The sequence below is a fragment of the Nocardioides sp. CPCC 206348 genome, from assembly GCF_048654705.1.
In the GTDB taxonomy this organism is placed as follows: Bacteria; Actinomycetota; Actinomycetes; order Propionibacteriales; family Nocardioidaceae; genus Nocardioides.
In genome coordinates this window covers 4,676-5,299 of the sequence record NZ_JBMCZA010000216.1, presented here as the reverse complement: position 1 = coordinate 5,299, position 624 = coordinate 4,676, and the positions used below count along the sequence as shown (strand labels likewise).

Here is a 624-nt window from a genome sequence, read left to right as displayed (position 1 = left end):
ACCTGGCGGCGCAGCGGGTGGCGGCGGTGCAGGTCGTCCGAGCGGTACGACGCCACGATCGCCACCGGCTGGGTGAACGCGCGGGTGAACAGGAAGCCGAGCATGTCGCGGGTGGACTGGTCGGCCCAGTGCAGGTCCTCGACGACCAGCAGGACGGGCGACTCGGTGGCCGCCGCTTCGAGCAGCGCGTGCACGGCCTCGAAGATGTCGCCGCGGTCGGTCGCGTGGGTGAAGTCGCCGTCGGCGTCGTCGTCAGCGACGGTGCGGGCCCGGCGGCCGGGCTGCAGTCGCGCGATGGCGGGGTGGCGCGCGGCCACCGCGTCGACCAGCTCGGGGTGGGCCGCACCGATCCGGCCGAGCACCTCGCTGAAGGGCAGGTAGGGCAGGGCGCTGTCGCCGAAGTCGAGACAGTGGCCGGCGAGCACCTGCCAGTCACGCTCGAGCGCGTGGTCGCGCAGCGCGCGCAGCAGCCGCGTCTTGCCGACGCCCGCGTCGCCGGACAGCAGCACGACCCGGCGGGACGTGCCCTCACCGGCGGCGCGTACGGCGTCGTCGAGGACCTCGCTCGCCTCAGCGAGCTCGTCGTCACGCCCGACCATGGTCAGGCTGCTGTGTGCGGCCACG

At 74.5% G+C, this 624-nt stretch carries 1 protein-coding gene; it reads right to left on the bottom strand.

All coding sequences use genetic code 11. The features are described from left to right. Nucleotides 1–599, bottom strand: a 599-nt coding sequence (locus ACOADB_RS23305; RefSeq protein ID WP_378604349.1) for an ATP-binding protein, incomplete at its 3' end; no start/stop codon positions are given. Between the last annotated feature and the right edge of the window lie 25 nt (nucleotides 600–624).